Raw genomic sequence first — 26610 nt, forward strand, 5'->3', positions numbered from 1 at the left:
CTTCGCTACGCCATTATCCAAAGTTTGAGCGGCTTCAATCCGCGCCTTCCGACAAAGAACATAAGACTTGTGATGAAGCCACTCATGCTCATGCGCCTCGATAATGCAGGCGTCATCGCAAAGTGCATTCGTCCAACTGGAAATGGAAACGATGAGTTGATTGCCGTCGCCGCGTGGATCGGTCACGACGACGTGCAAATGGCGCCTGTTTTCATCATGGGAGGGACCCGACGGTATCAATAATGTACCAGCGCGGGCGACCAATCAATGCACCCGAGCTGCTGCAAACGCGGCGTCGATGTTGCGTTGCGTCGCCGCCTCCTCAGCGAACCGCTCCGCATCCGCGACGCCCACCGCGTTGAGGATGCGCTGAAGCGGAATGGGGTTAGATCCGCCTTGCGGGTCTTCCCATTCGGGCACATTGCGAGGGTTGTGCGTCCAGTCACGAAGCGCATATTTATCCATGCCGCCGAAGCGCTCCCACACCGCGTCGGCGCATTCGATGTCTGCTTCACTCAGTTCATCAAGATCGTCGGCATTGAGGCTCGTACTTGCCAAAGCGACGTCGTGGTTTTCCCGATCACGGAGGAAGTCCGACCAGCCGACAGCGTCAGCATCGTAGTCGCCCGCGATATAGCTATAGGTCATAGAATTGACCGGGCCGTGAGGCATGGAGACCCGCTTCTCATCGAGAACAGGGAAACCGAACCGCTTGATGCTTTCGCGGTCTACCAAATAGACGAGCTTAATGGCTTTGAGAACATTCAGCCTGTCTCTACCCGATTTTAGTATCAGGTAAGCGATCAACTGCGCTGCCTTCCGAGGTTCGTATGTCATGCGCGCGATCCCGACTATCCCTTTAGCGAGAATCAAATCCAATCCCGTCAAGGAAAAAATTCATATTCACAAGATATCCCTATCTTCGCCAATTTTCAATTGACAAAGGATTTTTGCCTTCGAGGAATCAACCATCAAAGAAAGAGAGTGATGATTTCAGATCAAAACCATAATCAACGCCACCGAACCCAAGTCGGGCATCACAACTCATCTTAATAACCGGGAAAATTGGAGCGGGCGAAGGGATTCGAACCCTCGACCCCAACCTTGGCAAGGTTGTGCTCTACCCCTGAGCTACACCCGCTCAACCAAACGGCCTGGGTAAATAAGTGGCCGTGGAAGCGTCCCCGACTTGCGGCGACGGGCGCTATATGACCCAAGGCCTTTTCAATTGCAACAGGGAAAATTGCTTTCGGTGAAGATTTTTTGACGCGAGCGATTTGTGAAGGAAGATCAAGGGCAACCGGGCAAGGTGCGGAACGATTGCATCAGAAGGCTTTGCGGCCTATTGGGATGCTTCAATTGCAAACTTCATGCGCGGGACTTCATTGATGAGCGGCACGCCGAAAACCGACAAGGATCTGTTCGACTTCCTCGACGGCCTTGGCATCGACTATGTCAACCACGAACACCGGCCGGTTTTTACCGTGGCCGAAGGCCAGGACCTGCGCGACGCGATCCCCGGCGGGCATACGAAGAACCTCTTCATCAAGGACAAGAAGAGCCGCTATTTCCTGCTCACGGTCGAAGAACATGCAACCGTCGACCTGAAGTCGGTGCATAATCTCATCGGTGGCTCAGGCCGCGTCTCCTTCGGCTCGGCAGAAAAGCTAATGGAATATCTTGGCGTCGTGCCGGGCTCGGTGACCGCGCTGGGCGCAATCAATGACACCGAACATCAGGTGACGTTCATTCTCGACGCCGACCTGATGCAAAGCGAGATCATCAACTGCCATCCGCTGCGCAACAGCGCGACCACGTCGATCAAGCGCGACGATTTGCTGCGTTTCATGGAAGCGACGGGGCATGAGGCCATTGTCTTGAAAGTCACCGAGTGACATACGATTTGTAGCACAGAAAATGTCTGCGCGACGGCGCGGAGGGAGCACTTCGATGAGCGGCAGCAACAACCCCTATGGTTCTTCTTACGGCAGCACGATGAGCGGCTCCGCCTCCTATGGCGGCAAGCCAGCGGCGGCATCCCCTGCTGCGGCCGGCGGCGGCGACCTGATCAAGGAAACGACGACGGCGGCCTTCCCGCGCGACGTCATCGAGGAATCGAAGAACCAGCCGGTCCTGGTCGATTTTTGGGCGCCCTGGTGCGGCCCCTGCCGTCAGCTGACCCCCATCATCGAGCGCGTGGTCAAGGAAGCCGGCGGCCGCGTCAAGCTCGTCAAGATGAACATCGACGACCACCCGGAATATGCCGGCCAGATGGGCATCCAGTCGATCCCGGCCGTTGTCGCCTTCGTCAACGGTCGCCCGGCCGATGGCTTCATGGGCGCGATCCCGGAAAGCCAGATCCGTCAGTTCATCGACAAGATCGCAGGCGCTGCCCCCGGCGACGATCAGGCCGAAGCCATTGCCGAAACGCTCGCGCAGGCCGGCGAGCTGCTCGCCGCCCGCGATGCCAGCGGTGCGGCCTCGCTCTATGCGGCAGTCCTTCAGGCCGAGCCGGAAAACATCGCAGCCCTTGCCGGCATGGCGCAATGCATGATCCTCGCCGGCCAGCACGACCGCGCACTCGGCCTCATCGACAGTCTGGACGACGAGAAGAAGGCGGATCCTGCCATTCTCGCCGTACGGAAGTCGCTGGAACAGTATGAGGAGGCCCGCAAGCTGGGCGATCCGCGGGCGCTGGAGCATGAACTGTCGCTGAACCCGGACAATCACGAGGCGCGCATGAAGCTTGCCAAGATCGCCAGCGTTCAGGGCAACCGCCAGGATGCCGCCGACCACCTTCTCTACATCATGAAGAAGGACCGCACCTACGAAGATGACGGCGCGCGGCGGGAACTGCTGAATTTCTTCGAGGTTTGGGGTCCCAAGGAGCCTGCGACTGCATACGCGCGGCGCAAGATGTCCTCGATCCTGTTTTCTTGACGCCCTCGATCTCGGAGCTGGGCGTAGCAAGGAGTGACGATGCAAGTCGGTAACGCACGCTATCTGACCGAAAACGATCTTCCGAAAACGCTGGCGGTGTTTCCGCTCACCGGCGCGCTGCTTCTGCCCGGCGCGCAATTGCCGCTGAACATCTTCGAGCCGCGCTATCTGGCCATGTTCGACGATGCGCTGGCAAGCCATCGGCTCATCGGCATGATCCAGCCGGCGCTGGATGCGTCTGAGGCCGATCCGAAGCCGGAACTCGCCAAGGTCGGCTGCATTGGCCGCATCACCTCCTTTGGCGAGACGGGCGACGGGCGCTATATCCTGTCGCTGACAGGTGTGGCGCGCTTCCGCGTTCTGGAAGAACTCTCGGTCATGACGCCTTACCGGCAGGTCAAGCTGGCCCCGTTCCTCACCGATCTTGCACCGGTGGATGAGGAGAGCGTCGATCGCAAGGGTCTGCTGCAGGCCTTCCGCGATTATCTCGACGCCAACAGTCTGGAAGCAGACTGGGACAATATTTCTCGGGCCAGCAATTCCACGCTCGTCAATTCCATGTCGATGATGTCACCCTATGGCCCCGCGGAGAAGCAAGCGCTGCTCGAAGCGCAGGACCTGAAGACCCGTGCCGAAACGCTGATCGCCATCACCGAAATCGCGCTCGCGAAGGCCGCCCCAGATGGCGGCGCAATCCTGCAATAGGAGCGCCGGATGAGCGCACGCACCAACGGCATCGACCCGAAAATGCTGGAACTGCTCGTCTGCCCGCTCACCAAGGGCCGCCTGAGCTTCGATGCGGAGCGCAACGAACTCGTCTCCGAAAAGGCGAAACTCGCCTATCCCGTGCGCGACGGCATTCCGATCATGCTGATGTCGGAAGCCCGCAAGATCGAAGACTGATTCCCACTCTTTTTCAGAGCGGCTGGCCGCCCAGCAGGCGCGGATCGCCCGAGCCGCCGACATTGGACGCCTGGCGGATGAAGAAGTTCTTCAGTCCCGGCAGCCGATCGACAATGCTCAATCCGAAATCGCGCGCCATGCGCATCGGCGTGAAGTCGTTGGAGAACATGCGGTTGAGCACATCGGTCGTCACGCCCATGCGGAACGTGTCGAAACGTCGCCATTCCTGATAGCGCTCCAGAATGTTGAGCTGGCCGAAATCGATCCCCAATCTGTCCGCCTCGACGATCGTCTCGGCAAGCGCCGCCACATCCTTGAAGCCAAGATTGAGGCCTTGGCCTGAAATCGGGTGAATGCCATGCGCCGCATCGCCGGCCAGCGCAAATCGGGGTGCCACGAACTCGCGCGCCAGCGTCAGCGCAAAGGGGAAGGCACGCTTGCCTCCGACCACCTTGATCGCACCAAGCTTGTGGCCGAAGCGGCGCTCCAGCTCTTCCTCGAACACCAGATCATCCGCCTTCAGAAGCGCGTCCGCATCCGCCGTCCGCTCATTCCAGACCAGCGAGGAGCGGTTGTTCTTGAGCGGCAGCGTCGCGAACGGACCCGCAGGCAGGAAATGCTCTTCCGCAATCCCCTCATGCGGCCGCTCATGCTCGATGGTGGTCACGATGCCGGACTGGCCGTAATCGAAACGCACGGTCTTGATGCCGGCGATGTCGCGAAGCTTGGAGCGTACCCCGTCGCAGGCCACCAGCAGCCGGGCATCGACAGTCTCGCCATTGGAGAGCGTCACCGTTTGCCAGGCATCACCTGTCTTGAAATCGACGGCAGAAACGCCCTGGCGGATTTCGACCCCAAGCGCGCCGGCGCGTTTTCTCAGCGAACGCACCATGGCCGGGTTCGGCACCATATAGGCGAAGGGCTCGCCGGCTTCCGCCTCGCCGTCGAAGGTCAGGAAGACGGGGCGAACGGGATCGGCGGTCTTCGAATCGGTAATGATCATCTTGCGGATCGGCTCTGCTTCCGGCGCGATCTCGTCCCAGGCGCCGAGAACCGTCAGAAGACGCTTGGCACCGGCAGCAATCGCAGACGCGCGCTCGTCCCTTTCCCACACGCCTTCGGGCGCTGCATCGTAAACGCGCACGTCAAGATGCGGGGCCGCCGACTTGACCGCCACCGCCAGCGAAAGCCCGACATATCCACCACCCGCAATAAAGATATCGATCATCGTGCCAACCTCGCTGGTATTCCTGCCCTTGAGCAAACTTCGTGACCTATATAGAGGATGGAGTACGCCATTCCTACTTGAGAAGGATCAAACATGTCGGCCGAAGCAGGCAATTTTTCGCCCATGCAGGAACTGATCGCCACGCTTGATTTGGAAAAACTGGAAGAAAACCTGTTTCGCGGCACCAGCCCGCAGGTCGGCTGGCAGCGCGTTTTCGGCGGACAGGTGATTGCCCAGGCACTGGTCGCCGCGCAGCGCACCGTCGACGAAAGCCGCTTCGTCCACTCGCTGCACGCCTATTTCATGCGGCCCGGCGACCCGTCGATCCCGATTGTCTATGAAGTCGATCGCATTCGTGACGGCAAGAGCTTCACCACGCGCCGCGTCGTCGCCGTCCAGCACGGCAAGGCGATCTTCTCGCTTTCGGCCTCGTTCCAGGAAGATGAGGACGGCTTCGAGCACCAGCAGGCGATCCCGCCGGTTCCGACGCCGGAACAGTTGGGCGGCGAGGGCGACATTGTGTCGCGCTACGTGGAGAACGCACCCGAAGCGATCCGCCGCTACTGGCTGCGCCCGAGACCGATCGAATTCTGCCCTGCCTATCCGGAAGACTATTTCAAACGCGAACTGCTCGAGCCGGTGCAGAACGTCTGGGTCAGAACCACCGGCCCCTCCCCGGACGATCGCCGTCTGCGCGCGGCAATCCTGGCGTATCTCTCCGACATGACCCTGCTGGATACCTCGCTGTACGCGCACGGAACCTCCGTGTTTGACAGCCGCCTTCAGGTCGCGAGCCTCGATCATGCCATGTGGTTCCACCGCGACTTCTCGCTGGATGACTGGCTGCTTTACGGTCAGGACAGCCCCAGCGCGTCCGGTGCGCGCGGGATGACGCGCGGCAGCATCTATTCCCGGTCCGGCGCGCTGATCGCATCAGTGGCGCAGGAAGGTTTGATTCGGAAACGTGCAACTGCATAAATTATGGGCGTTTTTTAATTTATGCACAATATTTGGGCGATCACTCGCTCCACATTTTCGCCAATTTTTGGCCAGGAACTCAAGCGGTCATTTTTTCTTAATAAAAACAGTAAGTTCCACTTAATTTCGAATCTGGCACGGACCTTGAATGTGTCTCAGCGGTCCCGGACGGTTTTCCGCCCGGCGGCATGACGCGTTGCCCCTCCTCTTGGGGCGTACACATGAAGGATGGGAAACCAGATGAAGATTGTGATGGCCATCATCAAGCCGTTCAAGCTGGACGAGGTCCGTGAGGCCCTGACAGCTGTTGGCATCCAGGGCCTGACCGTGACCGAAGTCAAAGGCTACGGGCGCCAGAAGGGACACACCGAAATCTATCGCGGCACCGAATATGCGGTCAGCTTCCTCCCGAAGCTGAAGATCGAGGTCGCCGTGGGCTCCGACCTCGTCGACAAGGCGGTCGAAGCGATCGTTTCAGGCGCCAAGACCGGCCAGATCGGCGACGGCAAGGTGTTTGTCTACTCGATTGACCACGCCGTTCGCATCCGCACCGGCGAAACCGATTCCGAAGCGCTCTAAGCGTTGCGTTCAGGGAGTTAATATCTATGTCCTCTTCGAAACTTTCCATCCTCGGCCGCGCAGGCCTGGCAGCGACGGCGTTTCTGGCGCCCGTCGTTGCATTTGCGCAGGATGCAGCGGCCCCTGCAGCCGCAGCGGCTGCCGCAGCTGATCCGATCCCGAACAAGGGCGACACTGCCTTCATGTTCATCTCGACGCTGCTCGTTCTGTTCATGATCATTCCTGGCCTGGCGCTCTTCTACGGCGGCCTGGTTCGCGGCAAGAACATGCTGTCGATCCTGATGCAGACGACGGTCGTCGCCTGCGTGGTCATGATCCTCTGGGTCGTCTACGGCTATTCCTTCGCCTTCGGCGGCGGCACGAACGCCTTCTTCGGCGGCACCGCCAAGATGTTCCTGGCCGGCGTGACCACGTCGACGACGGCGGCAACGTTCAGCAAGGGCGTCGTCATTCCTGAAATGATCTTCATGCTCTTCCAGATGACCTTTGCGGCCATCACGCCCGCCCTGATCCTCGGCGCCTTTGCCGAACGCATCAAGTTCGGCGCTGCCGTTCTGTTCTGCGGTCTCTGGGTCACGTTCGTCTACTTCCCGATCGCCCACATGGTCTGGGATTCGAACGGCCTTCTCTTCAAGCTTGGCGCGCTCGACTTCGCCGGCGGCACGGTTGTTCACATCAACGCCGGTGTTTCCGGTCTGATCGGCGCAATCATGGTCGGCAAGCGCCTCGGCTACGGCAAGGACATGATGGCCCCGCACTCGCTGACGCTCTCCATGGTCGGCGCCGCGATGCTCTGGTTCGGCTGGTTCGGCTTCAACGCCGGCTCCAACCTCGAGGCTTCGGGCGGTGCCATGCTCGCAACCGTCAACACCTTCGTGGCAACGGCTGCTGCAACACTCTCCTGGTCGCTGGTTGAAAAGATCGTCCGCGGCAAGGCTTCAATGCTCGGCGCCATCTCCGGCATGGTTGCCGGTCTGGTTGCGGTCACCCCTGCCGCCGGTATTGCCGGCCCGATGGGCGCGATCATTCTCGGCCTTCTCGTCTCCCCGCTCTGCTTCTTCTTCGTCTCCGTCGTGAAGAACAAGTTCGGCTATGACGACACCGCAGACGTCTTCGGCGTCCACGGCATCGGCGGCATGTTCGGCGCCATCGGCACCGGCGTTCTCGCCTCCGCCAGCCTCGGCGGCGTCGGCTATGCAGATGGTGTGACCATGGGTCACCAGGTCTGGGTTCAGATTGAAGCCGTTCTCACCACGATCGCATGGACCGGTATCGGCTCGATCATCCTCTACAAGGTGACCGACCTCATCATCGGCCTGCGGGTTGCTCCGGAAGCCGAACGCGAAGGTCTCGACCTCTCGTCCCACGGCGAAGCCGCGTACCACAACTAAGACCAAGGGTCGCGGGAACACTTCCCGCCCCTCTCCATCCCGTCGCAGTCTTCGGATTGCACGTTTGGCCCGGACCGCACGGTCCGGGCTTTTTTATTTGCACATGCCGAAACCAGCGGCACGACATGCACAAAATTTCAACAGGGAAATGTCGATCGCGCTCCGAAAGCGCCGATTTTGCAGGCAATGCCCATTTGGCATGCATTTTGATTACATCTGCCGCAACAAGAGAACAAAAATTGGGCGGATGCCATGGAGCATACACATATCGGCGGCGACGTCTTCTTTCTGCTGACGGGCGCCATTCTCGTTTTCGCCATGCATGGCGGCTTTGCCTTCCTGGAAGCCGGCACCGTGCGGCACAAGAACCAGGTCAATGCGCTGGTGAAGATCCTCGTCGACTTCGCATTGTCGACACTCGCATACTTCGCCATCGGCTTTCCCATTGCCTATGGCATTTCCTTCTTCGTCAGCGCGCATGAACTGGCAGGCCTGGCGGGCGGAAACGTCTTTGGCGCGCAAGGGCTCACACTGGTGAAATTCTTCTTCCTTGCGACCTTTGCCGCCGCTGTCCCGGCAATTATTTCCGGCGGCGTCGCCGAGCGCATGAAATTCCTGCCGCAGAGCATCGCAACGCTCGCCCTTGTCGGCCTTCTCTATCCTCTGGTCGAAGGCATCATCTGGAACGGAAACTACGGCATCCAGGCGACCATCGAATCGCTCACAGGCGCGAAACTGCATGACTTTGCCGGTTCGCTCGTCGTCCACGCCTTTGGCGGCTGGGTGGCGCTTGGCGCGGTGATCACGCTCGGCGCCCGCAAGGGCCGCTACACCGCGGCCGGCCGCTCGCATCCCTTCCCGCCGTCGTCGATCCTCTGGCTTTCGCTCGGGTCATGGCTTCTGTGCACCGGCTGGTTCGGCTTCAACGTCATGAGTGCGCAATCGCTCGACAGTGTTTCCGGCCTTGTCGCCATCAATTCGCTGATGGCTATGGTGGGGGGCATCGTGACGGCCGCCATCGCGGGGCGCAACGATCCCGGCTTCGTCCACAACGGTGCGCTGGCCGGCCTTGTTGCCGTCTGTGCCGGTTCCGACGTTTTCCACCCCATCGGCGCGCTCATCACGGGCGGCATTGCGGGCATCATCTTCGTACGCGGCTTCCATATCTGTCAGGAGCGGTTGCGGATCGACGACGTCCTGGGCGTCTGGCCGCTGCATGGCCTTTGCGGCCTTTGGGGCGGCATTGCCTGCGGTATCTTCGGGCTCGAGCGTCTGGGCGGCATGGGCGGCGTATCGCCGGTCGCGCAGATTGTCGGCTCGCTTGTCGTGGCCGCCTTCGGCGCGGTCGCCGGCTTTGCCGTTTACGGCGTCCTGAAATCCACAATCGGCATTCGTCTGGACGAGGAACAGGAATATCGCGGGGCTGATCTTTCGATCCATAAGATCGGCGCCTCCCCGGAAGCCGAGATCCGCTGATCTTCTAACAAGTGCGACTTTCGAAAGGAAAACAGTTTCTGAAGGCGGATGGTTAAAGGGGCTTTAACTCTCCGCCTGCTAACGTCGGCTCAACATGGCATTGCTTTGACCGGCGATGCGCGATTGTGATTTGAGTAAACGAGCTGGATTCCATGGCACGGACGACGGTAGCGCTGGACGGCAGGCCGCAGGGCTTTGCACTTTCGACCTTCATCATCAGGCAGGCAGGCCTCGCTGCAGGCATTGCGATCTTCGTCTTGCTGATGCTTGGCGTTGCCGCCATGTCGACCTGGAATGTTACGGATCCGAGCCTCAGCTTTGCCACCGGCAAGCCGGCGACGAACATTCTCGGCTATCCGGGGGCCATCTTCGCCGACATTATCATGCAGTTCTTTGGCCTCGCCAGCGTGATTTCACTGTTGCCGCCGCTCTGCCTCGCCATAGCGCTCATGTTCCACCGCAGCATCAACCGCCTGCCGCAGCGCTTTGCTGCCTGGTTTGGCGGGTCAGTCCTCGCGTCAGCCGCCGTCGGCTGCGTGCCGCCGCCGATTACCTGGCCGCTTCCCAATGGTGCCGGCGGCGTGGCCGGCGACCTGATTCTCCGCCTGCCTGCACTTTTCGCCGGTGCCTATCCGAGCGGAACCTTCGGCCTGATCCTCGCCATCATTCTCCTGGTTCCGGCCGCCTGGCTGCTGATGGTCGCCTGCGGGCTTCTGCTGCGCAACCCGCCGGAGCGCGCGCCCAAGACATCCGCTGCTTCCAATGCTCGAACTGTCGCTCAGGGCCAGGCGGATGCCCGTGACGACGAAGAAGAAGACGAAAGCTATTCTCCGATCGCCGTCTTCTTCGGCGCCGCCGCACACCACTGGTATAACTGGCAGGCCCGCTTCCGCCGCATCTTCGGCCTGAAGGCCTCCAGCCGCAACGGCGGCCAGATCGAAGAGCCTTACGATTTCAACGAATATGAAGACGCATCCGTTGATCCGGCCGCCGCCGAAATCGACGAAGCCCCCTATTCGCCCGCGCATGAAGAGCAGATGGCTCACGCTGCGCCCGTGCAGCGCCGTGTGATTGCCGCGCCGTCCGCCGATCCCTATTTCGATGAGGACGACGACGCACCCTTCGATATTGATGTGCCCCAAAGCCGCCCCGCCGCCGCGAGCCCGCGGGTATCGATGCCGCCACAGCCGCAGCGCGCCGCAGCTCCCCAGCATCAGCCTGCCGCTGTGCGCACCACCATGCGTGCGCCGGCCCCGACGCCGCGCGGCAGTGACAGCTTCATCCTTCCCTCGACCGAGCTGCTTGCCGAACCGAAATCCACCGGCCGCGATTCGACGCTTTCGCCGGAAGCGCTGGAGCACAATGCCCGCCTGCTGGAAGGCGTGCTCGATGACTTTGGCGTCAAGGGCGAGATCATCCATGTCCGTCCCGGCCCGGTCGTCACGCTTTACGAACTGGAACCGGCTCCCGGCATCAAATCCTCCCGCGTCATCGGGCTTGCCGACGACATCGCCCGCTCGATGAGCGCGATCGCCGCCCGCGTCGCCGTTGTGCAGGGCCGCAACGCCATCGGCATCGAACTGCCGAACCAGAAGCGCGAGATGGTTTACCTGCGCGAACTGATCGAAAACCAGGAATTCCACGACGCCAAGGGCAAGCTGGCGCTTTCGCTCGGCAAGACGATCGGCGGCGAGCCGGTCATTGCCGACCTTGCCAAGATGCCTCACCTGCTCGTGGCCGGTACCACCGGCTCGGGTAAGTCGGTCGCCATCAACACGATGATCCTGTCGCTGCTCTATCGGTTGTCGCCGGAAAAGTGCCGTCTGATCATGATCGACCCGAAGATGCTCGAACTCTCCGTCTATGACGGCATTCCGCATCTGCTCTCGCCCGTCGTGACGGACCCCAAGAAGGCCGTCGTCGCGCTGAAATGGACCGTGCGCGAGATGGAAGACCGCTACAAGAAGATGTCGAAGATCGGCGTCCGCAATATCGATGGCTTCAACACCCGCGTTGAGCAGGCGCTCGCCTCGGGCGACGCGATCACCCGCACGGTGCAGACCGGCTTCGACCGCGAAACCGGCGAGGCCGTCTACGAAACGGAAGAATTCGCACTCAAGCCGTTGCCCTATATCGTCGTCATCATCGACGAAATGGCAGACCTGATGATGGTCGCCGGCAAGGATATCGAAGGTGCTGTCCAGCGTCTCGCCCAGATGGCCCGTGCCGCCGGCATTCACGTCATCATGGCGACGCAGCGTCCGTCGGTCGACGTCATTACCGGCACGATCAAGGCGAACTTCCCGACCCGCATCTCCTTCCAGGTCACGTCGAAGATCGACAGCCGCACCATTCTGGGCGAACAGGGTGCCGAACAGCTTCTCGGCCAGGGCGACATGCTCTACATGGCCGGCGGCGGCCGCATCCAGCGCGTCCACGGCCCCTTCGTGTCGGACCACGAGGTCGAGGACATCGTCGCCTACCTCAAGACACAGGGCGTGCCGCAATATCTCGACGCCATCACGGCGGACGACGAGGATGGCGACGGCGAAGGTGGCGGCGGCCCGGCCGGTACGTCGAACCTTGCGGATTCGGACGATCCCTACGATCAGGCCGTGTCGGTCGTTCTGCGCGACGGGAAGGCTTCGACCTCCTATATCCAGCGCCGCCTCGGCATCGGCTACAACCGCGCCGCATCGATCATCGAGCGGATGGAGCAGGAAGGCATCGTCGGCCCGGCAAACCACGCCGGCAAACGCGAAATCCTCGTTCCAACCGAATCAGACATTACCGGTGGCGTATAACCTCTCAAGGAACCCGCCTTGAAGGCGCCGCGTTTGCCTGAGAGACAAAGGAAGATTCGAGGAGACGAGAATGAAATTCCTGAAAGTTTTGGCGGGCATATCTGGATTGAAGCGCCCGCTCGGCATGATCCTTCCCGCCATGGCGCTTGCGCTTGGTCTCGGTGCTGCGCCGGCAGGCGCCCAGCAGGCCAACAGCAAGGCGCAGGAGATCGCCAACCATTTCTCCAGCATCAAGACGATGATGGGCGATTTCGTCCAGTTCGGGCCGCGCGGCGACCAGACCGGCGGCAAATTCTATATTGCCCGCCCCGGCAAGGTGCGCTTCAACTATGACGCTCCCTCGCCCATGCGCGTAATCTCCGACGGCCGCACCCTCGTCGTCGGCAACATCAAGCTCGGCACCTGGGACCAGTATCCGCTTTCCAAGACACCATTGGCCCTTCTGCTCGACGACAAGATCGACCTGACCGGCAAGATGGTCCGCAGCGTCAAGCAGGACCCGGATCTCGTCACCATCGTTCTTGGCGACAAGTCCGTCTTCGGCGATTCGTCGATCACCATGATGTTCGACCCCGCCACGAACGACCTGCGCCAGTGGACGATCACGGATGCGCAAGGGAAAGAAACATCGGTCATGATCTACAACGTCAAGGCCGGTGTCGATTTTGCCGGAAGCGTGTTCGCGCTGCCTTACGACCAGATGAAGCCCACGGCGCAGGGCAAGTAAACCTCGCGAAATTCGTTGGACATCGAGGCCATCACCGAATAGGTCCTGCCGGGAGAACCCCGCAGGACCTTTTTGTCATGACCTTCACGCTTGCCACCTGGAACATCAACTCCGTGCGGCTGAGAATGCCCATCGTTGCGCAGTTCCTCACCCGCTTCCAGCCCGACATCCTCTGCCTGCAGGAGATCAAGTGCCGCGACGAGGAATTTCCGTACGAGGCCTTCCGCGCGCTGGGCTATGTTCACATGGCGGTCAGCGGCCAGAAGGGTTATCACGGCGTCGCCACGGTGGCGAAGGCGAAGATCGACATCCACGAGACCCGCGATTTCTGCGGCGTGGGCGACAAGCGCCACCTCTCAGTCGATTTCGAACACGCCGGGCGCAACATCCGCCTGCATAACTTCTACGTGCCCGCCGGCGGCGACGAACCGGACCGCACGATCAATCCGAAATTCGGCCACAAGCTCGATTTCATCGAGGAAATGCGGGCTATGCGCGCGCTCGACGGCACTGGCCGCTCGTCAATCCTGGTCGGCGACCTCAATATCGCACCGCTGGAACACGACGTCTGGTCGCACAAGCAGCTCCTGAAGATCGTCAGCCACACGCCGGTCGAGACGGACGGGCTCAAGGCCGTGATCGCCGAGGGCGGCTGGTCGGACCTCATGCGCGAAAAGTTCCCGGAACCGCAGAAGCTTTACACATGGTGGAGCTACCGCGCCAAGGACTGGGACGCCGCCGACAAGGGCCGCCGCCTCGACCACATCTGGTCGTCGCCGGACCTGGCCCCCCATGTCACAGAAATCGAAATCCTGCGCGAGGCGCGCGGCTGGGCGCAGCCCTCCGACCACGTTCCGGTCATCGCCCGCTTCGTATTTTAGTCGCCTCCGCACCCTTGCAAATCTTGACTCTCGCCTAAAAGAGCGTATGAGCAGCAGCGGAAAAGGACGGGCCTATGCTTTCGTGTGACCATCACATGTCCGGCATGATCGACGCAGCGCTTTGCGACTGCGAACGCTTCCGTTCTTTCGTTTCCAAAACCAAGGCCAAAACGACGACGAAAACCGTCTGACGTCTCTGGCCTGCCGCTCTCTCCCCGGCCCGGCCGGGGACAGGATACCTGATGCGTGATCAGGTTCCCCCCTCACCGGACGAGGAGAGAAAAGAAAGAGAGCAGGAAAATGGGTTTCAAGATTGCAGTCGTCGGCGCAACCGGCAATGTCGGCAGGGAAATGCTGAACATTCTCTCCGAGCGCGGCTTTCCGGCCGATGAAGTGGTGGCGCTCGCCTCCGCCCGGTCTCAGGGAACGGAAGTGTCGTTCGGCGACAAGGTCCTGAAGGTCTCCAACCTTGAGAATTACGACTTTTCCGATACCGACATTTGCCTGATGTCGGCTGGTGGGACGATCTCGCAGAAGTGGTCTCCAAAGATCGGCGCCCAGGGTTGCGTCGTCATCGATAACTCGTCCGCATGGCGTTACGATCAGGACGTTCCGCTGGTCGTTCCGGAAGTCAACCCGGATGCGGTCGAAGGCTTCACCAAGCGCAACATCATCGCCAACCCGAACTGCTCGACCGCCCAGCTCGTCGTGGCTCTGAAGCCGCTGCACGACTATGCGAAGATCAAGCGCGTGGTCGTTTCGACCTACCAGTCCGTTTCGGGCGCCGGCAAGGAAGGCATGGACGAACTCTTCACCCAGACCCGCGCCGTTTTTGTCGCCGATCCGGTGGAATCCAAGAAGTTCACCAAGCGCATCGCCTTCAACGTCATTCCCCACATCGACGTCTTCATGGAAGACGGCTACACGAAGGAAGAGTGGAAGGTTCTGGCCGAAACCAAGAAGATGCTCGACCCGAAGATCAAGGTGACCTGCACGGCCGTGCGCGTTCCCGTCTTCATCGGCCATTCGGAATCGGTCAATATCGAGTTCGAAAACGAGATCACGGCCGACCAGGCCCGCGACATCCTGCGCGAAGCGCCGGGTTGCCTCGTCATCGACAAGCATGAAAACGGCGGCTACATCACGCCTTACGAATGCGCCGGCGAAGACGCGACCTATATCTCGCGCATCCGCGAAGACGCGACCGTCGAAAACGGTCTCAACCTCTGGGTCGTCTCTGACAACCTGCGCAAGGGTGCCGCTCTCAATGCTGTCCAGATTGCCGAGCTTCTCGTCAACCGCGGCCTGATCAAGGCCAAGAAGAAGGCCGCCTGATCGGACAATTTTGGCTCACCGCCCCGCGGCATTTTGTCAGCGGGGCGGCGGGTCACCGAAATTTGATCGCCTCCACGGCAGACCAGGTTGCGAAAAGCCTCCATTTTCGCTCAATGAAGGCGCTGCATTCTTCCTGCGAATCTTGAGTCGGTTAATCGACAGTCATTTGCGAAAATCAGGCGCGCATCCGCGCCATTCTTCAGAACGGGGGCGTTGAATGAAATTCACGAAATGGTTGGGCCTTTCCGCTGCACTGTTGGTCACGGCAACCTTTGCCGATCCTGCCTTCGCGGCCAAATGCGGAAACAACAGCGCGGGCTTTCAGGCCTGGGTGCAGGAGTTCAAGGCGGAGGCGGCAAAGAACGGCATCAAGCCGTCCGTCCTCGACAGCGTCTTCTCGAATGTCCACTATAACGTGCCCACCATTCGCGCCGACCGCGGTCAGCACAGCTTCAAGCTTTCGCTCGATTCCTTCATGAAAAAGCGCGGCGCCGCCGGTATCGTCTCCCGCGGCCGCGCCATGCTGAAATCCAATGCCGCACTGTTCAACAGCATCCAGAGCCGCTTCGGCGTCTCGCCCGGTCCGCTGATCGCGATCTGGGGCATGGAAACCGGCTTCGGCGGTTTCATGGGCGACCAGCATACGCTCTCTGCCGTCTCGACACTCGCCTATGACTGCCGCCGCCAGGACTATTTCACCGATCAGCTCTACGCGGCTCTCAAGCTCGTGCAGGCCGGAACGCTCTCCGTCAGTTCGACGGGCGCGGCTCATGGTGAAGTTGGCCAGACGCAGTTCCTGCCCAAGAACGTCCTGCTTTACGGCGTGGACGGCGACGGCGACGGCCGTGTCAATCTTGCCGGCTCCAAGGCCGATGCACTGGCCTCCACAGCCAACTTCCTGAAGGGCCACGGCTGGCGCGCAGGGGCCGGCTACCAGCCGGGCGAACCGAACTTCTCCGCGATCCAGGGCTGGAACGCAGCAACCGTCTACCAGCAGGCCATCGCCATCATGGGCAAGCAGATCGAGGGCAACTGACCCCCGAACGGTTTCACGGCACATACGAGAGCACGTCCAGCAAAAGTGCGTCAGCGGTTTTGCGTTCGGACTGCGAAAAAACAAAGAGATTGAGCATTTCAGTTGATCCGGTTTTCATCGGAAATGCTCTAGAAAAACCGGCGATCTCGGGTCGCCGGTTTTTTCATTTGGGCAAAGTCTTGATAGGCTCAGAACTTCGGACGGATGAAATCGCCGCTCGCCGAATCCATGATCCAGAGCTCGCCTGTCGAAATGTCGAACCAGGCGCCATGAAGCCGCATCTTGCCGGCATCCTCCAGAATTTTCACGCAAGGGAACGTCCGGAGGTTCTGGAGAGAATTGCGAACCGAGACACGCTCCAGCGCCCGCTGCCGCTCCGCCGCCGTTAGAATTCCAGCGCTTCTGATCTGTTCCGCCGGCCCGTCCAGCATGCCCATCCACTTGCCGATGAAATCGCCCGGCGAAAGCGGTTCGGAGGACGGTGCAAGGGCAGCGCTGATGCCGCCGCAACGTCCGTGACCCATGACGACAATGTCGCGGATCTTCAGGCCCTGCACCGCAAATTCGAGAGCCGCCGACGTGGAGTGGTAGTTCCCGTCGGGTTCATAGGGCGGCACGAGATTGGCAACGTTGCGCACAACGAAAAGCTCACCCGGCCCGCAGTCGAAGATCGTTTCGGGGGCGGCACGGGAATCGCAGCAGGCGACAACCATCGCCTTCGGCTTCTGCCCTTCCTTCGCGAGACTCTGGTAGCGGTCGCTCTCTTCGACATAGCGGCCGTTCATGAAGTTGCGATAGCCGTTCAGAAGTTCGTCAGGAAACTGCGCCAAGGGGGACCCGCCTTTGCTGGACTGAAGCCAGTCTTCCTTAGCATCTGCAGCAAACGTCAATCAAGGCGCGGGCTCGTTATCGAGCGGGGCTATCACGGCAGCGCGCTTGCGGCCAGAGGAAGGGCTCACCAGATGCCGGATGGCAACGCTTGCCATTGGCGTCTTGAGTGACGCTGCCTCGACTTGCAGCAGAAGTTCATCGGCACCGGCACGGATCGAGCGCGCGGCAATCTCGAAGACGCTGGAGGTGGACAGGCGAAGCGCCTCTTCCGCCGATCGGCCTTCGACAACATGCGACAGGAGAAGTGCAGAAAACAGATCGCCCAGCCCATTGGGCGCGTGTTCCAGCGCCTGATGCTCGGCCAGCACCTGCCTGTCGCCGTCAATGAGGAGATTGGCGATCGCACCCTTCATCATGGCGTGCGCCGACGTGGACACAACACGGGCAATGCCGGTGCGCCGCGCGGCTGCCACAATGCCCGCATTGTCATCAACCGAAGCATCAGCCAGCCAGCCAAGCTCGAAGCGGTTGGGCGTCGCGAGATCGGCCAGCGGCATCAACTCGTCACGAATGGCGGCAGCAACAGGCCCGGCAACGTAAAGTCCGCCCGCGTCGCCAATCACTGGATCGCAGAGATAGAGAAACGACGGATCGTCCGCCTTCAACGCACGAATGAGTTCGGCCGCAGCATGCACCTGCCCCGCATCGGCAAAATAGCCGGTCATGGCGGCGCGAACCTCGCCCCGCCACTTCGATCCTTTCAGATCCGCAAGCGCGCTTGCAAAAGCCGTCGTCTCCACCGCGATGCGTGTCGAGCGTCCGTGGCCAGGGTGCCAGGGCAGAATGACGGTGGGGACAGACCAGACCGCGTGCCCGCGCGATTCCAGCGCGAAAACACCAGCCCGATTGCCCACGCCGCCGCGCATGACATGGCTCGAAATCGACAGGATTGTCTTCTGCTGGTCCAAACGCGCACCTCTGCTTCAGGGCTTTTGTGTTCACCCGCCTGACGTCTCATGTCAACGTTTCCACTTTATTGCAAATCCGGCAAAAAGTGCGGGACCGAACGCAAAAATGCTGAAAACGACAGCGGAATCGCCAGAAATGTCATGAAATTGGAGTAAAAACCGTCTGAAAATTACAAATTTGAGCGATTTTCACATTCAGCTCAAAAAATCCAGGATTTCTGATATTGTTCCGCGCAAATCACCGGGAGGACGTTTCATGGCAGGCCGCAGCAACCCCAAACGCGACAAGGTTCTGGAGGCGGCCCGCAAGACCGCGAAGTCTGCCAAGGCCGCCATCATCGACCCGTTACTGCTCTACGGCCGCGCAAGCGCGGATGATATCGAAGCCTATAGCGCCGAAATGCTGGTGGCCGGCAGCGCGCATGCGGCGGCCGAAATTGCTGGTTGGGACCGCAAGAGCGCACGCGTGTCAGTTGCGACCGTCGACGCCATCGCGCCCGAGGGTATCGCCTGCTCGGTGCTTTCCATCACCGATCGCAACATGCCGTTCCTGTTCGATTCCGTCATGGGCGAACTGACCAGCACGCATCGCGATATCTTCATGGTGGTCCACCCAATCCTGATCGTGGAAGAAGGCAAGGAGCCCCGCCTTCACGTCAGTGACGACGGCAGCGATCCAGAAAGCCGCGTCAGCCACATGCAGATCCATCTGACGCGCGTCGCACCGGACGCGGCAAAGGCACTTGTCAAACGCATAGAATACGTTCTCGAACAGGTTCACCTGTCGGTGCGCGATTGGCGCGACATGGTCGCCACGCTCGATCACGCGGTCGCCGGCATTCGCGCACAGGACGGCAAACGCCGCGAAAAGGAAGAATCGCTCGCCTTCCTCGACTGGCTCCGCGCCGACAATTTCACCTTCCTCGGCATGCGTGAATACACCTATTCCGGCAAGGGTGCCGACGCGACCGTCGAACGCGGCAAGGGCGCCGGCCTCGGCATTCTTTCCGATCCGGACGTGCGCGTTCTGCGCCTCGGCAAGGACGCAGTCACCACGACACCGGAAATCATCGAATTCCTCGAAGGCCCGGACTATCTGATCGTCACCAAGGCGAATGTGAAGTCGGTCATCCACCGTCGCGCCTATATGGACTATGTCGGCATCAAGCGCTTCGACAAGCATGGCGATGTCATTGGCGAACTGCGCATCGTCGGCCTCTTTACCTCCACCGCCTATACGCAGGCCGCTTCACAGATCCCGCTTCTGCGTTCCAAGGTCGAGAAGGTCGTGCGCCATTTCGGCTACGCGCCTGACAGCCATTCCGGCAAGACGCTGATGAACGTGCTGGAATCCTATCCCCGTGACGACCTCTTCCAGATCGACAGCAGCCTGCTCGCCGGCTTCTGCGAGCAGATCATGGATCTCGCCGACCGGCCGCGCGTTCGCGCTCTGCCGCGCATCGACCATTTCGACCGCTTCGTCTCGCTCCTCGTCTATGTGCCGCGCGAGCAATACGATTCGGACGTTCGCGAGCGGATCGGCAACTATCTCAAGACCGTCTATGACGGCCGCGTCTCCGCCTATTACCCCGCCTTCCCGGAAGGTGGCGTCGCCCGCGTCCATTTCATCATCGGCCGCTCTGGCGGCAAGACGCCACGCATCGCGCAGGCCGAACTCGAACGCGAAGTGCGCAACATCGCGACCTCCTGGGAAGAGCGGTTCAGCGCGCTCGCCGGCAGCCACGAGTGTGCACTTTCAACCGGCCCGGATTTCCAGGCCGCCTTCGAACCGAAGGATGCCTTTGCCGATCTTCCGAAGATCAAGCAAGCCGTCACCCATGACGTTTCGGTGGAATTCTACCGCACCGTCGGCGAAGCCTCGGAAGTCAGCCTCAAGATCTTCCACGCCGGCGAACCGCTCTCGCTGTCGCGCCGCGTGCCGCTTCTCGAAAATCTCGGCTTCCAGGTGATTGCGGAGCGTACCTACGAGTTCATGCTGCGCGATGGCACCGAGACCTCGCCCGTTGTCCTGCATGACATGGAACTCGCCCACGCCGGTGGCCGCGCAATCGATCTCGCGGCTGAACGCAAGCCGCTCGAAGAGGCGCTCCTGGCCGCCTTCAGCGGCGCCATCGACAATGACAGTTTCAACCGGCTCGTCCTGACCAGCGCCCTGACGGCCCGCGAAGTGGTGGTGATGCGCGCCTATGCGCGCTATCTGCGCCAGACGCGGATCGCATATTCGCAAGGGTATATCGCCGACACCCTCGTCCGCTACCCCGAGATTGCCTCGCGCCTCTTCAGCCTCTTCGTCACCCGGCTCGACCCCTCGGGCTCCAACAAGCAGCGCGGCAAGCGCGAAGACGAGATCGTCGCCGAGCTGGAGGAACAGCTTTCCTCCGTGCCGAGCCTCGACGACGACCGCATTCTCCGCCGTTACATGAACGTGATCCGCGCAACACTGCGAACCAATTATTTCCAGAAGGGGCTTTACGGCCTGCCGCGCGCAACGCTCGCCTTCAAGCTCAATCCGCACGAGATCGACGGCCTGCCGGAGCCGAAGCCCTTCCGCGAAATCTTCGTCTATGGTGCAGAGGTCGAAGGCATTCACCTGCGCTTCGGCAAGGTCGCACGCGGCGGCATCCGCTGGTCCGATCGTGCCGAGGATTACCGCACGGAAGTTCTCGGCCTCGTGAAGGCGCAGCAGGTCAAAAATGCTGTCATCGTGCCCGTTGGCGCCAAGGGCGGCTTCTATCCCAAACGCCTTCCGGCAGGCGGGAGCCGCGACGCCGTTTTCGCCGCCGGCACGGAGGCCTACAAGACCTACATCCGCACGCTTCTCTCCGTCACCGACAATCTGGAAGGCGCAGACGTCGTGCCGCCGGAAAAGACGGTCCGCCACGATGGCGACGACCCCTATTTCGTGGTCGCCGCCGACAAGGGCACCGCAACCTTCTCCGACACCGCCAACGGTCTCGCGCAGGAAGCCGGTTTCTGGCTCGACGACGCCTTTGCCTCGGGCGGTTCGGCCGGTTACGACCACAAGAAGATGGGCATCACCGCGCGCGGTGCGTGGGAAGCGGTCAAGCGCCATTTCCGCGAGATGGACATCGACATCCAGTCGACCCCCTTCACCGTCGCCGGCGTCGGCGACATGTCGGGCGACGTCTTTGGCAACGGCATGCTGCTGTCGCGCAAGATTCGCCTCATCGCCGCCTTCGACCACCGCGACATCTTCATCGACCCCGATCCGGACATGGCGGCCTCCTTCGCCGAGCGCCAGCGGCTCTTTGCGCTGCCGCGTTCGAGCTGGCAGGACTATGACAAGGCAAAGCTCTCCAAGGGCGGCATGATCGTTTCACGCAACGAGAAATCCGTGAAGCTGACGGCGGAAGCGGCCAGCGCCATCGGCCTTTCGAAGGGCTCGGCAACACCCTTTGAAATCATGACGGCCATCCTGAAGGCGGACGTGGATCTTCTCTGGTTCGGCGGCATCGGCACCTATATCCGCGCGGCCTCCGAAACGGATGCCGAAGTCGGCGACCGCGCCAACGACCCGATCCGCGTGGCTGCGGCAGAGGTCCGCGCCAAGGTGATCGGCGAAGGCGCCAATCTCGGCGTAACGCAGAAGGGCCGCATCGCCTTCGGACTGAAGGGCGGACGCTGCAATTCGGATGCGATCGACAATTCGGCAGGTGTCAACTCCTCCGACGTCGAGGTGAACATCAAGATCGCGCTCTCCAGCGCCATGCGCGAGGATCGCCTGCCGCGCCCGAAGCGCAACAAGCTGCTCGCCTCGATGACCGACGAGGTCGCCGAACTCGTGCTGCGCAACAACTACCTGCAATCGCTGGCAATTTCCCTAACCGGACGGCGCGGTCTTGGAAACGGTCGCGAGCTGGCGCGTTTCATGAACCGGCTGGAGGCCGACGGCAAGCTCGACCGCAAGGTCGAGAACCTGCCAGACGAGCAGACGATGACGGAGCGCTATGCCTCGGGCCACCCGCTGACCCGCGCAGAAATCGGAGTTCTGCTCTCCTATGCCAAGATCGTGCTGTTTGACGAACTGGTGGCGAGTAATCTTCCCGACGATCCCTGGCTCGCCGGCCTCCTCTCGGATTACTTCCCCGCCGGCATGCGCAAAGCCTATGCGGATGATATCGCAAAGCACCGCCTTCGCCGCGAAATCATCGCAACCGTGCTTGCCAACCATGTGATCAACCGCGGCGGCCCTGCCTTCATCACGACCCTTTCGGATGCCACCGGCGCAAGCCCCGCAGACATCGTCAAGGCCGCCATCATCGTGCGCGACGGCTTCGGCCTTCCCGCTATCTGGCGCGAGATCGATGCGCTCGACACGGTCATCCCCGGCAACCGGCAGAACGAGCTTTATGCGCTCACGGAAGAGGTCTATCGCGCGGCGACCCGCCTGGTTCTCAAGGCCGGCATGATGTCCGGCTCGCTGGAAGAGGCCGCAAACCGCCTGCAGAAGACGATGAAGGCGCTGAAGGGCAAGGCGCTGACGCTGCTTTCCCCCGCTGCCCGCCGCGATGCTGAAGACAACAAGGCGCGTCTGACCGAGATCGGCGTTCCGGAAGCGCTGGCAAACGACCTGACCGGCCTCAGAGCCCTCGTTCTCGTGCCGGAGATTGCGCAGGTTGCGGAAGCCTCGGGCGAGAACCTCGAGCGCGCTGCCGACACCTTCACCGGTGTGACGGAGACCCTGCGCATCGGCCGGCTGCTTTCGCCCGCCAATCCGGTCACCGCTGCGGACATGTACGAGGAGCAGGCGCTGGCCCGCAGCCTCGACGACATTTCAGCGGCACGGCGCGCCATCGCCGTGCAGGTTCTGACCGACGGCAAGGGCGGCAAAGCGCCGCTCCATCAATGGCTGATGACGCATGAGGCGACGCTCGCCCGCATCACCGGACAGCTTTCGGCCATCACCGAAAGCGGCGACCTGACGCTGGCCCGCTACGTGCTGGCGGCGAGCCTCCTCAACGACCTTGCGGTCGGCAAGGCGGCATGACACAGTCCCCGCAAGTCCAGAGGGGTTGCGGGGATAAAAACATGGTGAGCGAAGCGGTGAAAGTCATTGAGGACGCACCGAAAACCACCCGCCGGGGCATTCTCGGCTGGATGTTTTTCGACTGGGCGGCCCAGCCCTATTTCACTGTCGTCACCACCTTCATCTTCGGTCCCTATTTCGTCTCGCGGCTGACCGACGATCCGATATCGGCCCAGACCCACTGGAGCAATGCGGCAACGATAGCGAGCTTCATCATCGCGATCTTTTCGCCAATCCTCGGCTCGATTGCCGATGCAACTGGCGCCAAGAAGAAGTGGATCGGCTTTTTCGCCGTCATCCAGATCGTCTCGCTGGCGATGCTCTGGTTCGCCGCGCCCGGCTCGCCGATCATCTATCCGATGATCTTCTGGATTTTCGCGACGCTGGCGGCTGAATTCTCCATTGTTTTCAACGATTCCATGATGCCGCGTCTGATCCCCGAAAAGGATGTCGGCAAGATCTCCAATCTCGCCTGGGGGCTTGGCTATCTGGGCGGCATGATTGCCCTCTTCGCCGTTATTCTACTGCTTGCCGGCAACCCTTCGACGGGCAAGACTCTGATCGGGATCACGCCGCTCTTCGGCCTCGACCCGGCGCTCGGCGAGGACGCCCGCATCACCGGCCCGCTCTCCGCCCTCTGGTATTTCATCTTCATCCTGCCGATGTTCTTTTTCACGCCCGACGTGAAAAGCACCGGGGTCAGCATGGCGAAGGCCGTGAAGGATGGCCTCCTCGAACTGAAGTTCTCCCTGGCCGAACTGACGCGCACCCGGCGCCACCTCGCCCGCTTCCTCATCGGCCGCATGATCTATCAGGACGGCGTCAATGCGGTCATCGTTCTCGGCGGCGCCTTCGCGGCAGGCATGTTCGGCTGGGCGACGATCGAGATTGGCATCTACGGTATCATTCTCAACATCGTCGCCATTGCGAGCAATGTCATAGCCGGCTGGCTCGACGGCAAGCTCGGCTCCAAGCGCGTCGTGGTGTTAAGCCTCATCAGTCTTCTTCTCGCCACCATCGGCATCATTTCGACGGCAAAGGATTCAACTCTCTTCGGCCTCATCGCCTTGTCGACGACGGATTCCGGCGGCCTGTTCGGCACCGCCGCCGAGAAGATCTTCATCCTGTACGGCCTCTTCATCGGCATCGCCTTCGGCCCCGTCCAGGCCTCGTCGCGATCCTTCATGTCGCGCAGCATCAAGCCGGAGGAAGCAGGCCGCTATTTCGGGATCTACGCACTCTCCGGCCGCGCCACGAGCTTCATGGCAACGCTTGCCTTCTCGATCGTCACCGCTGCAACAGGCTCGGCGCATCTCGGAATGGCGACCATCATCGTCTTCCTGGTGGTCGGCCTCGGCTTCCTTTTGGCGACGCCCTATCCAGCAAGGGACTAAAACGAAAAAGGCGACCCGAAGGCCGCCTTTGAATTTCTGACAGGAACCGAACGCAGCTTACTCCGCCGCTTCCGTCTTCCGCCCGAACCGCTTCTCGATATAGTCTGCCACCAGCCCCTCGAACTCGGCGGCGATATTCGGCCCGCGCAGCGTCATCGCCTTCTGCCCGTCGATAAAGACGGGGGCGGCGGGCGTTTCGCCGGTGCCGGGAAGCGAAATGCCGATATCGGCATGCTTGGACTCGCCCGGCCCGTTGACGATGCAGCCCATGACGGCGACGTTGAGGGCTTCAACGCCCGGATATTTCTCGCGCCAGACAGGCATGTTCTTGCGCAGATCGCCCTCGATCTTCTGGGCAAGCTCCTGGAAAACGGTGGAGGTCGTGCGGCCGCAGCCGGGGCAGGCGGCCACCACGGGCAGGAATTGCCGGAAGCCCATGACCTGCAGGAGTTCCTGCGCGACGATGACTTCACGGGTGCGGTCACCATTGGGCTCGGGGGTGAGCGAAACGCGGACCGTATCGCCGATCCCCTGCTGCAGCAGATAACCCATGGAGGCGGACGAAGCGACGATGCCCTTCGAGCCCATGCCGGCTTCCGTCAGACCCAGATGCAGCGCATGATCCGAGCGTTCCGCCAGCATCGAATAGACGGCAATGAGGTCCTGCACCTGGCTGACTTTCGCCGAGAGAATGATCTTGTTGCGCGGCAGGCCGATTTCTTCCGCAAGTTCGGCAGAAAGCAGCGCCGACTGCACGATGGCCTCGCGCGTCACCTCGCGCGCCGTCAGCGGCGAGCCATTGGCGGCATTTTCATCCATCAGCCGGGTCAGCAATTCCTGATCGAGCGAGCCCCAGTTGACGCCGATGCGCACCGGTTTGTTGTAAGTGATGGCCTTTTCGACGATCTCGGCGAACTGCTTGTCCTTCTTGTCCTTGAAGCCGACATTGCCGGGATTGATGCGGTATTTCGCCAAAGCCTCGGCGCAGGCCGGATGATCGGCGAGCAGCTTGTGGCCGATATAATGGAAATCGCCGACCAGCGGCACATCGAGGCCCAGCCGCTCCAGCCGCTCGCGGATCTTCGGCACGGCCGCCGCACTCTCGTCGCGGTCGACGGTGATGCGGACGATTTCGGAGCCTGCGCGATGAAGCGCGGCGACCTGCGCCACCGTACCATCGATATCGGCCGTATCGGTATTGGTCATCGACTGCACGACGACCGGCGCACCGCCACCGACAATGACGCCACCCACTTCAACGGCAACGGAGGCGCGGCGCGGTTTCGGATCGAACGGATTGCTCATGGCTCGGCTTTCAACGGAGAGTGTTGGTTTTCAGGTGGATCAAACATGGGGCGATGTCAACATCGTGACAAGGCAGCGGTGCCGGAAGTTTGACCCAATCAGCCGGCCTGTGCGGCAAGCGGCCCGATCATCAACCGCACGAAACTCTCCAGCCGCCGGGCGAGCTCCTCTGCTGAGGTCATCCGCAGCTTGAACCCTTCTGCGCCGTCCGTGATCATCGCCGCAATTTCGGCCGCGCTCACGCCGGCCACCGCGAGCGTAACCCGGCCCGCAGACGCCTCCTGCTCAAGAATTCCGGCAATCGTCACCTCGATCAGCTTCATCCAGTCGCGAAAGAGATCGGCCCCGATTTCCGATTTCAGCGCGAAAAGCTCTTCGGCATGGGCAGATGCCCCGATGGTCTCATGCGGCTCGACAATGCCTGTGCGGGCTACCGCCATGATCCGCGTTTCCGCCGACCCCGTAGACAAGGCGATGCCGGCAAGCCGTTCGCGGAGTTCGTCCATCATCGACAGGACGCAGGCGCGGAAAATGTCGGCCTTGTTCTTGTAGACGAGATAGAGCGCCGGCCGCGACATGCCGGCCGCGCGCGCAATATCGTCCATCGTGGCGCGTTTCACGCCATATTGGAAAAAGGTCTGGAAGGCGGCATCAAGGATCGCCGCAGCCTTCGGATCGCGGTCTTTGGCTTGCATGATTGACATACTGACATTTTTCGTTATTTTGTCAAGGACTGACTGCTTCGGTCCAATGTTACAGGGAGGGT

General features: G+C 61.2%; 21 protein-coding genes and 1 tRNA gene. 15 read left to right on the forward strand and 7 right to left on the reverse strand.

Annotated elements, in window-relative coordinates; genetic code table 11:
- Positions 1-264: 264 nt before the first annotated feature.
- Both ABID16_RS18920 and ABID16_RS18925 read right to left on the reverse strand, forming a co-directional pair.
- Positions 265-837: a Panacea domain-containing protein gene (locus tag ABID16_RS18920; RefSeq protein WP_354557920.1), complete on the reverse strand. Its 573-nt coding sequence runs from the start codon at positions 835-837 to the stop codon at positions 265-267.
- A 229-nt stretch (positions 838-1066) separates the two neighbouring features.
- Positions 1067-1141 (reverse strand) — tRNA-Gly (locus tag ABID16_RS18925).
- A gap of 247 nt (positions 1142-1388) precedes the next feature.
- Here ABID16_RS18925 and ABID16_RS18930 point away from each other — a divergent pair.
- The 4 genes from ABID16_RS18930 to ABID16_RS18945 are packed head-to-tail and all read left to right on the forward strand — an operon-like array spanning position 1389 to position 3843.
- Positions 1389-1895: a prolyl-tRNA synthetase associated domain-containing protein gene (locus ABID16_RS18930; protein ID WP_354557921.1), complete on the forward strand. Its 507-nt coding sequence runs from the start codon at positions 1389-1391 to the stop codon at positions 1893-1895.
- Between the two features lie 55 nt (positions 1896-1950).
- The gene (gene trxA, locus ABID16_RS18935) at positions 1951-2940 is read left to right on the forward strand and encodes a thioredoxin (protein WP_354557922.1); all 990 of its coding nucleotides are present in this window, start codon (positions 1951-1953) and stop codon (positions 2938-2940) included.
- 39 nt (positions 2941-2979) lie between these two features.
- Positions 2980-3645: an LON peptidase substrate-binding domain-containing protein gene (locus tag ABID16_RS18940; protein ID WP_354557923.1), complete on the forward strand. Its 666-nt coding sequence runs from the start codon at positions 2980-2982 to the stop codon at positions 3643-3645.
- A 9-nt stretch (positions 3646-3654) separates the two neighbouring features.
- The gene (locus tag ABID16_RS18945; protein WP_354557924.1) at positions 3655-3843 is read left to right on the forward strand and encodes a Trm112 family protein; all 189 of its coding nucleotides are present in this window, start codon (positions 3655-3657) and stop codon (positions 3841-3843) included.
- 13 nt (positions 3844-3856) lie between these two features.
- On the opposite strand, the gene ABID16_RS18950 is transcribed toward ABID16_RS18945, so the two are convergent.
- Positions 3857-5107, reverse strand: a complete 1251-nt coding sequence (locus ABID16_RS18950) for a ubiquinone biosynthesis hydroxylase (RefSeq protein WP_354557925.1) — start codon at positions 5105-5107, stop codon at positions 3857-3859.
- A 57-nt stretch (positions 5108-5164) separates the two neighbouring features.
- Here ABID16_RS18950 and tesB point away from each other — a divergent pair, with 57 nt between their 5' ends.
- From tesB to ABID16_RS18995, 9 genes are all read left to right on the forward strand, one after another.
- Positions 5165-6049, forward strand: a complete 885-nt coding sequence (gene tesB, locus ABID16_RS18955; protein WP_354557926.1) for an acyl-CoA thioesterase II — start codon at positions 5165-5167, stop codon at positions 6047-6049.
- 228 nt (positions 6050-6277) lie between these two features.
- Positions 6278-6628 carry a P-II family nitrogen regulator gene (locus tag ABID16_RS18960; protein WP_330166419.1) on the forward strand — a complete coding sequence of 117 codons (351 nt, stop codon included), beginning with the start codon at positions 6278-6280 and terminating at the stop codon, positions 6626-6628.
- A gap of 26 nt (positions 6629-6654) precedes the next feature.
- Positions 6655-8019: an ammonium transporter gene (locus ABID16_RS18965; RefSeq protein ID WP_354557927.1), complete on the forward strand. Its 1365-nt coding sequence runs from the start codon at positions 6655-6657 to the stop codon at positions 8017-8019.
- A 252-nt stretch (positions 8020-8271) separates the two neighbouring features.
- On the forward strand, positions 8272-9495 hold the full coding sequence (locus ABID16_RS18970; protein WP_354557928.1) for an ammonium transporter: 1224 nt from the start codon (positions 8272-8274) through the stop codon (positions 9493-9495).
- Positions 9496-9647: 152 nt separating this feature from the next.
- Positions 9648-12299, forward strand: coding sequence for an FtsK/SpoIIIE family DNA translocase (locus tag ABID16_RS18975; protein ID WP_354557929.1), 2652 nt, complete (start codon positions 9648-9650; stop codon positions 12297-12299).
- 124 nt (positions 12300-12423) lie between these two features.
- Positions 12424-13026 (forward strand): outer membrane lipoprotein carrier protein LolA, encoded by a 603-nt coding sequence (locus ABID16_RS18980; protein ID WP_354557973.1) that lies wholly within the window; start codon positions 12424-12426, stop codon positions 13024-13026.
- A gap of 77 nt (positions 13027-13103) precedes the next feature.
- The gene (locus ABID16_RS18985) at positions 13104-13907 is read left to right on the forward strand and encodes an exodeoxyribonuclease III (RefSeq protein ID WP_354557930.1); all 804 of its coding nucleotides are present in this window, start codon (positions 13104-13106) and stop codon (positions 13905-13907) included.
- 300 nt (positions 13908-14207) lie between these two features.
- Positions 14208-15242 carry an aspartate-semialdehyde dehydrogenase gene (locus ABID16_RS18990; RefSeq protein ID WP_354557931.1) on the forward strand — a complete coding sequence of 345 codons (1035 nt, stop codon included), beginning with the start codon at positions 14208-14210 and terminating at the stop codon, positions 15240-15242.
- Between the two features lie 217 nt (positions 15243-15459).
- On the forward strand, positions 15460-16278 hold the full coding sequence (locus ABID16_RS18995; protein ID WP_354557932.1) for a lytic murein transglycosylase: 819 nt from the start codon (positions 15460-15462) through the stop codon (positions 16276-16278).
- Positions 16279-16466: 188 nt separating this feature from the next.
- Here ABID16_RS18995 and ABID16_RS19000 read toward each other — a convergent pair whose 3' ends face one another.
- Positions 16467-17063 (reverse strand): carbonic anhydrase, encoded by a 597-nt coding sequence (locus ABID16_RS19000; protein ID WP_354557974.1) that lies wholly within the window; start codon positions 17061-17063, stop codon positions 16467-16469.
- 105 nt (positions 17064-17168) lie between these two features.
- Positions 17169-18077, reverse strand: a complete 909-nt coding sequence (gene pdxY / locus ABID16_RS19005) for a pyridoxal kinase (RefSeq protein ID WP_354557933.1) — start codon at positions 18075-18077, stop codon at positions 17169-17171.
- Between the two features lie 256 nt (positions 18078-18333).
- Between pdxY and ABID16_RS19010 the strand changes: the two genes are divergently transcribed.
- Positions 18334-23106: an NAD-glutamate dehydrogenase gene (locus tag ABID16_RS19010; RefSeq protein ID WP_354557934.1), complete on the forward strand. Its 4773-nt coding sequence runs from the start codon at positions 18334-18336 to the stop codon at positions 23104-23106.
- 41 nt (positions 23107-23147) lie between these two features.
- The gene (locus tag ABID16_RS19015; RefSeq protein WP_354557935.1) at positions 23148-24539 is read left to right on the forward strand and encodes an MFS transporter; all 1392 of its coding nucleotides are present in this window, start codon (positions 23148-23150) and stop codon (positions 24537-24539) included.
- Positions 24540-24596: 57 nt separating this feature from the next.
- Here ABID16_RS19015 and ispG read toward each other — a convergent pair whose 3' ends face one another.
- Positions 24597-25844 (reverse strand): flavodoxin-dependent (E)-4-hydroxy-3-methylbut-2-enyl-diphosphate synthase, encoded by a 1248-nt coding sequence (gene ispG / locus ABID16_RS19020; RefSeq protein WP_354557936.1) that lies wholly within the window; start codon positions 25842-25844, stop codon positions 24597-24599.
- Between the two features lie 98 nt (positions 25845-25942).
- The gene (locus ABID16_RS19025; RefSeq protein ID WP_354557937.1) at positions 25943-26539 is read right to left on the reverse strand and encodes a TetR family transcriptional regulator; all 597 of its coding nucleotides are present in this window, start codon (positions 26537-26539) and stop codon (positions 25943-25945) included.
- Positions 26540-26610 lie beyond the last annotated feature (71 nt).

It is taken from the genome of Limnomicrobium aquaticum (assembly GCF_040545545.1).
GTDB classification, from domain to species: Bacteria; Pseudomonadota; Alphaproteobacteria; order Rhizobiales; family Rhizobiaceae; genus Ensifer_A; species Ensifer_A aquaticum.